This is a genomic window from Okeania sp. SIO2F4 (assembly GCF_010672385.1).
Classification (GTDB): Bacteria; Cyanobacteriota; Cyanobacteriia; order Cyanobacteriales; family Microcoleaceae; genus Trichodesmium.
Genome location: NZ_JAAHGT010000509.1, coordinates 1 through 6862, shown reverse-complemented (window position 1 = coordinate 6862; position 6862 = coordinate 1). Strand labels below are relative to the sequence as shown.

At 32.8% G+C, this 6862-nt stretch carries 5 protein-coding genes and 1 pseudogene; 5 read left to right on the top strand and 1 reads right to left on the bottom strand.

Annotated elements, in window-relative coordinates:
• Positions 1 to 571: 571 nt before the first annotated feature.
• Positions 572 to 2344: pseudogene (locus F6K22_RS26115) on the bottom strand (tetratricopeptide repeat protein).
• A gap of 215 nt (positions 2345 to 2559) precedes the next feature.
• Between F6K22_RS26115 and F6K22_RS26110 the strand changes: the two are divergent.
• The 5 genes from F6K22_RS26110 to F6K22_RS26090 all read left to right on the top strand — a co-directional run bounded on the left by F6K22_RS26110 (position 2560) and on the right by F6K22_RS26090 (position 6779).
• Positions 2560 to 2799, top strand: a complete 240-nt coding sequence (locus F6K22_RS26110) for an HNH endonuclease (RefSeq protein ID WP_293104753.1) — start codon at positions 2560 to 2562, stop codon at positions 2797 to 2799.
• 399 nt (positions 2800 to 3198) lie between these two features.
• Complete coding sequence (locus tag F6K22_RS26105; protein ID WP_293104750.1) at positions 3199 to 3543, top strand: hypothetical protein; 345 nt, start codon at positions 3199 to 3201, stop codon at positions 3541 to 3543.
• Between the two features lie 601 nt (positions 3544 to 4144).
• Positions 4145 to 5245 (top strand): acyltransferase family protein, encoded by a 1101-nt coding sequence (locus F6K22_RS26100; protein WP_293104747.1) that lies wholly within the window; start codon positions 4145 to 4147, stop codon positions 5243 to 5245.
• Positions 5246 to 5927: 682 nt separating this feature from the next.
• On the top strand, positions 5928 to 6257 hold the full coding sequence (locus F6K22_RS26095) for a hypothetical protein (RefSeq protein ID WP_293104744.1): 330 nt from the start codon (positions 5928 to 5930) through the stop codon (positions 6255 to 6257).
• Positions 6258 to 6326: 69 nt separating this feature from the next.
• Complete coding sequence (locus F6K22_RS26090) at positions 6327 to 6779, top strand: GNAT family N-acetyltransferase (protein WP_363274451.1); 453 nt, start codon at positions 6327 to 6329, stop codon at positions 6777 to 6779.
• Positions 6780 to 6862: the final 83 nt, after the last annotated feature.

Genomic DNA, 6862 nt, shown 5'->3' with positions numbered 1-6862 from the left:
ACTTTCCCCAGAATTATTAGCTGAGGATAATCAGAAAAATTGAGTGTCGTGGAAAATTCCGGCTAACAGACAACCAATATTTAGGCAAACTTTTGAGAATTTTATCTCCCTGATTTTTACCACCTAACTTTCGAGCAAAAGAGAAATTTTTATCACTCTAATTCTCAGACAAACCAAGCGGCAAAATTTCCCAAACTTTCCCCAGAATTATTAGCTGAGGATAATCAGAAAAATTGAGTGCCGTGGAAAATTCCGGCTAACAGACAACCAATATTTAGGCAAACTTTTGAGAATTTTATTCCTTTGATTTTTACCACCTAAATTTCGAGCAAAAGAGAAATTTCTCTGACGTCTAATTCTCAGACAAACCAAGCGGCAAAATTTCCCAAACTTTCCCCAGAATTATTAGCTTAGGATAATCAGAAAAATTGATTTATCTGGAAACCTTCCTTGAACAGATGATTAGTATTTAGCCAAACCTCAGATAATTTTACCCACCTAATTTTTCCCGTTTCACTCTCCAGCAAAAGCCAAATTTATCTAATATCCATTATCAATTATCCATTATCCATTATCCATTATCCATGGGAATCATATTAAATGAAATGCAAATTCTCTCGCTCTCTCCAGTAAATGGAATAGTCGAATGCCAAAAATAAGATGGAAAAATTACTAATAATCCTGCTTGTGGTTGAATCTTATATTTATCTGGATTTTCCATTTATAACTCTGGGATAAAAGAAGTTCCAAAATTTAAGTAACCTGCTCCAGAACTATTTTCTTTTATAGTATTCGGAACTTGAATATAATAAACGCCACTGCAATAACTTTCAGGGTGAATATGAGAATTTTGAAATCCTTCTGATTCTAAAACAACTGCCCAACCACTTAACTTCCAGTCTGAGGGTAAATTCTGGAAAAATTGATAATTAGACTTATCAGTAAAACGACTAAAATAATCATGGAGAGAACTATTAATTTTTTTGCTCAAAGCAGTCATTACAGGATTATTATCTGTAAAAATTTCGTAGATTTGACTACCTCTATTTATTGGTTTGCCTGGTCGATCTTTTAAAAGAGTAGGATGTCGAACAATGTAATCTTTTAAGTCACTATTATAAGTTGCCAAATTCTCCCATCCTTCTACATCTACAAACTGGTATTTAGCCACTAATTCCGAACAGTCAAAAATTGACTCAGTTTCAAATTTTTTACCTACATCTTGCAAAGCTAAACCCAAATGAGCATAAGCTTTAATATGTCTATGATTAATATTTATAGCTTTTTCAAATTTAGCGATCGCTACTTCAGATTTACCTATTTCTCGCAAAGCTATTCCTAATTGTGCATAAGCATCAGCAGAATTAGAATTAAGTTTAATAATTTTCTGATATAGCTTAACTGCTTCTTCCCACTCAGATTTTTTCCCTAGAATTTCTGCTAAACCTGCCATAGCATTAACAGAATTTTTATCCTGCTCCAATGCTGCCTTATAACATTTAATTGCTTCCTCATGTTTTTCCTGTTGATTTAACAGAAAACCCAAATTTATATGAGCATCACCAGAAGTAGGAATTAAATCAACAACAGCTTGATAACAAGCTTCAGCTACATCAACTCTTCCCTGCTCATAAAAAGTAGCAGCAATATTAGTCAAACATTCTGTGGAATGAGGATTAATTTCTAATGCTTCTTGATAAGCTTTTTGTGATTCTTTCAGGTTGCCACGGCGATAAAATGCCATACCTAAAGATGATAAAGCATCAAAATTATTAGGAACTATAGAAATAGCTTTTATGTAAGAAGATATTGCCTCATCTAACTTTCCTTGAGTTTGAAATATATCCCCCAAAGTCATATTAACTCGCGGATGATTTGGATTAATACTTAAAGCCTTTTCCAAGGAAGCGATCGCTTCTTCTATGATTCCTTTTTCTGTCAAAGCAATTCCCAAATTTAGGTGAGAGTCAGCAGATTTTTGATTGAGTTTAATTGCTCGTTGATAAGAGTCAATAGCATTATCCAATTGTTGAGCAGCGCGATAAGTATTGCCAAGATTATTGAGGTAGGCAAAATTTAATGGTTCTAGATTAACAGCTTGATTTATTAAATTTATGGCGTTGTTATTATCTCCCATTTGTGCTTTAAGTACGCCCAGATAATTTAATACCTGAGAATTATTTGGTTCCGACTGAATAATTTTTTCATAGATAACTTTTGCCTCTTGCAATTGCCCGCCTTTGTGAAAAGATAAAGCATAGGATAAAGCATTTTCTGGGAGATTATTGTTTAGTAGTTTTTGACTTTTATTTTTAGCTGCTTTTCTTCTTTTTTCTCGGTTCATCTTTCTATCCTTGTACTAATATTAGGTATAAGCATTCAGCTATTAGCTGTCAGCTCCCAGTAATAAGACTCGCTTTTGTAAAATGTTAACTCTGGCCTCCTCAAGAGTGGGGTATAAATAGAGTTTCTATCTAAAAAAAAGCAACAAAAAAGTAATAGCTAATGGCTGATAGCTGACGGCTGAATGCTTACTATTATGAAGGACAAAAGTTCTTGATGGAAATATTTGAGGGAAAATGTGCCTATTGTCTCAAACCAGCTAATACTTGGGATCATATTATTCCTATATCTAAAGGGGGGCAAACTACACCAGGTAATGTAGTTCCTGCTTGTATTAAGTGTAATAGCTCTAAAAATAATCAAGATGTTTTTGAATGGATGGACAAAAAATCCATTACTCCTCATCCCGAGTTTATCAATAGAATTATCATTTCTAAGTGTGGACTTTATGGTTAGATAATTTCTACCTGTCATTCAATATCTATTAGACATCTCCAAATAATAAAAAATAAAATAAATTATTGTACTAGATGATTTTCCCCTACTCCCTACTCCCTATTTTCTGGAGATGTCTATTTTATTGCTAGCTATAATTCAATCTGCCTACTCAAAAAAAGAATTATTAAACTATCATTATTAACTAAAATCTTTTTATATTAGTTACTAAATTATCCTTTATTTTGTTAAAATCAACCTCCTGATCTAGCAATATGAAAACTTAAAACTATCTCAATAAAAAAATATAATAGTTACTGAATATCAATGATAGTTGAATCTTAAAAAAAGACAAAGATATAGGGAAAGCCTCCCCAAAAAACTTATCTTAAACAAAACTAATTAAAAACTTTCCTAATCATGGCAAAAATTACTCACAAAGAAGTATTCGACCTCCTAATCAAAGAAGTTCTTGAAGTTTACCCACAGATGGAAAATAAGTTAGATTTTGTATCCAAAGATATTTTAGACCATCTCCTCTCTAGTAGCGATCGCGTGAGAGAAAGATTGCGTAAGGGATCTTTTACAAAAGATGATGGTGAAATTAGTCAAACCGAAGCTTTTTTGCTTACCTGGGTGGATGAAGTCTGGGATGTAGAAAATGGCAATCAAGAGTTATATAAAAAATTTATCTCTGACTTGAATGGAACACCACAGGAGTTTGATTTATATGACAAAGAACTACCTCAAATTAATAATGGATAATTGATAATGGATAATTGATAATGAAAATTATAGCAATCGGTTCTTATTTTGTCACAATTCAAAAATTACAAATCAACTCCAAAACTCTTACCTATCGATCATTGCCTCCCAAATTATTCCCAATATAGTAGGAAGATTTTTGAGACTAATAAAATAAGATTGCTATATCTCTTATGAATTATGAATTATTAATAACCTCGGCTTAAAACCGAGGTTATTAAATAAATTACGGAAATCTTATTAATGAATAATTGATGGATAGTAGATAATAAAAACTATCTCTAATTACGGCTTGCTGATTAAATCTACAAATATTGACAGATAATCGTTTTAGCCTTTTTAAGTCGAAAAAAAGTACAAGGTTTTCGGTATGAAGAGCTGCATAAATTTAGGATTTTGGGCTGAGTGTGGCAGAAAAATAAAGGGATAATTCTTCCTCCTGCCTCCTTTAAATTCCCCATTCCTCCTGACTCCTGACTTCTGACTCCTGACTCCTACTCCTACCAAAAAGACTTTTTCAGCAAACCCTAATTATCAATTATCCATTGGTAAGCAGAAACTTTAAAGCTCTGGAATTAATTATCAACTATCCATTATCCAAATGCGCTTAAAATCTCTCGACGTATTTCGTGGCATCACAATTGCTAGTATGATTCTTGTTAATAATCCAGGCAGTTGGAATTATGTTTATCCTCCCTTACTTCATGCAAAATGGCATGGTTGCACTCCCACAGATTTAATATTTCCCTTCTTCTTATTTATTATGGGTGTAGCTATGACTTTTTCCCTGTCAAAATACACCGATAAAAATCAACCTACTCCACAAATTTACCAAAGAATTTTCCGGAGATTTCTAATACTTCTCCTCTTAGGTTTACTATTAAATGGCTTTCCCAATTACAACTTAGCTACTATTAGGATCATGGGAGTATTACAACGTATTAGTTTAGCCTACCTCCTCGCAGCAATACTCATCCTTAACTTTTCCAGAAAACAACTTTATGGACTTGCCACTACCCTATTAATTGGATACTCAATAGCCATGCAATTAATACCCGTTCCTGTTCATGGCATTGGCAACCTTTCCCCAGAAGGAAATCTTGGTGCCTATATCGATCGCCTCATCCTCACCCAACAACATTTGTGGGCAGGCAAACCATACGACCCAGAAGGACTATTTAGTACCTTACCTACCATAGTAACTGTTTTGATTGGCTACTTTACAGGAGAATGGCTGAAACATCAACCAATCAAAAGTCGCACCAGCATAAATCTAGTAATTTCCGGTCTAAGCTGTTTAGTAGTCGGGTATTTGTGGGGACTATTTTTTCCGATCAATAAAGCTTTATGGACAAGTTCCTATGTGATATTTACTGCTGGATGGGCATTGGTATTATTAGCTATTTGTTATGAGGCGATCAAAGTTCGAGGTTGGCATAAATGGGGACATCCATTTGAAGTGATGGGATTAAATGCCATATTTATATTTGTTGGCTCTGGATTTTTAGCAAGACTAATGATTTATAACAATATTGGTAGTGGAGAAAATGCCCCTAATATCAAAAGTTGGATATATGAACAATTTTTCCAATCTTGGGCAGGTTCATTGAATGGTTCTTTGATTTTTGCTATTGTAAATGTATTATTTTGGTGGGGAATTTCTGATTTAATGTATCGTCGAAATTGGTTCTTTAAAGTTTAATCAATATTGGTAGTCATAAAGTAAGCATTCAGCAATACAAATTCAATCATTTATTGTTAGTCAATTTAGTCTAGAAAATTTGCAAAAGTAGTCTGATATATAAGCAGATAAACAAAATTAATTACACATTTTAGAGAGTAAAATACTTGCTCTATAGGTATTGTTTGTGTAAATAATTATGTGTAGATTCTTATTGATATGAAAAACAAGAATTAGGGCAATCAACCCGATTTATTCTTTGGGATTCGTAAATCCTGATATAGCTAAGAAAGAGTTGATTAGGACATAAACTGATGATAAATCTTAGACTAGAAAATGTTTTTCCCCCAGTTAAGTGTTCCCTGCTATAGCATTTACATATTGAATATGAATAATCAAGAATAAACAATAGATTCAGGATAAAAATTCAACGGTCAGCTATAAGTTTCATTAACTCTCTAGTTGAAAATTTAGTAGAAGAAGTTAAACCAATGCTTGTTTAATTCGTTAAAAAGTTGAAGGCTAATCCCTAATAGCTGAATGGTTATATCATCTCTCATTAAATAACTGTAATAAATAATCTTTCCCCAACCTCCTAGGGACGCCCTTATGCAACGTCCCTACACTGGGGTTAATTAATGTTACTTGATATTACAAAAAATTATATATTTTGATTTTTAGTTAAATATAAATATACTTGAAAATGAACATTAACCAAGATAATTTTGTAGTCCGTCCAATGACTCTAACTGACTTAAAATTAGCTCTAAGTTGGGCTACTGATGAAGGATGGAACCCCGGACTTGATGATGCCAATAATTATTATTTAGCAGATCTTCAAGGTTTTCTAATTGGAGAATTAAACGGAGAAGCAATAAGTTCTATTTCTGCAGTTAGATATAGTCAAAATTTTAGTTTTATTGGTCTTTTTATTGTCAAACCTGAATGGATAAAAAAAGGATTTGCCTTAAAAACTTTGCAGGAAGCTTTCAAGTTAATTAATAATCGACCTGCTGCTATAGATGCTGTTTAAAAAAAAGTTAATACTTACCATAAATTATTTGGCTTTGAAACTTCTCATAGTCATCTCCGTTATCGAGGAATAATTCCTGGGGAAATATCTCCAGATATTCAAGAATTAAATACTATCAATTTTGAGCAACTTTGTAGTTACGATCGCCTTTATTTTCCTGCCGAACGTCCTAATTTTCTTAAAGCATGGATTAATCAATCAAATGGTAAAAGTTATGGAATAATTAATGAGGAAAATTTAGTTGGTTATGGGGTGATTAGAAAAGCCAAGGAAGGATATAGAATAGCTCCTATATTTGCCGAAAATCAAGAAATAGGAGAAAAATTATTTTTGGCTTTGTGCAGTTATTCCGACAATCAAAATGTTTATATTGATGTTCCTGATATTAATCAAGAGGCTATTAATTTAGTTGAAGATTATCAAATGCAATGTGTTTTTGAATGTGCCAGAATGTATTCTGTTCAAGAACCAAATATTGATTGGAAAAATATTTTTGGTGTGACTAGCTTAGAGTTAGGATAAATTTTCAAGAGGATTTGATAGGGGAAATGAAAATCTCCAAAGCGAGGAGCATCAAAATTCCTTTTTTTTCCCGACCCAAACCC

Coding starts and splice junctions, on each gene's coding strand:
- F6K22_RS26110 (WP_293104753.1), top strand. CDS start 2,560: ATGGAAATATTTGAGGGAAAATGTGCCTATTGTCTCAAACCAGCTAAT.
- F6K22_RS26095 (WP_293104744.1), top strand. CDS start 5,928: ATGAACATTAACCAAGATAATTTTGTAGTCCGTCCAATGACTCTAACT.
- F6K22_RS26105 (WP_293104750.1), top strand. CDS start 3,199: ATGGCAAAAATTACTCACAAAGAAGTATTCGACCTCCTAATCAAAGAA.
- F6K22_RS26100 (WP_293104747.1), top strand. CDS start 4,145: ATGCGCTTAAAATCTCTCGACGTATTTCGTGGCATCACAATTGCTAGT.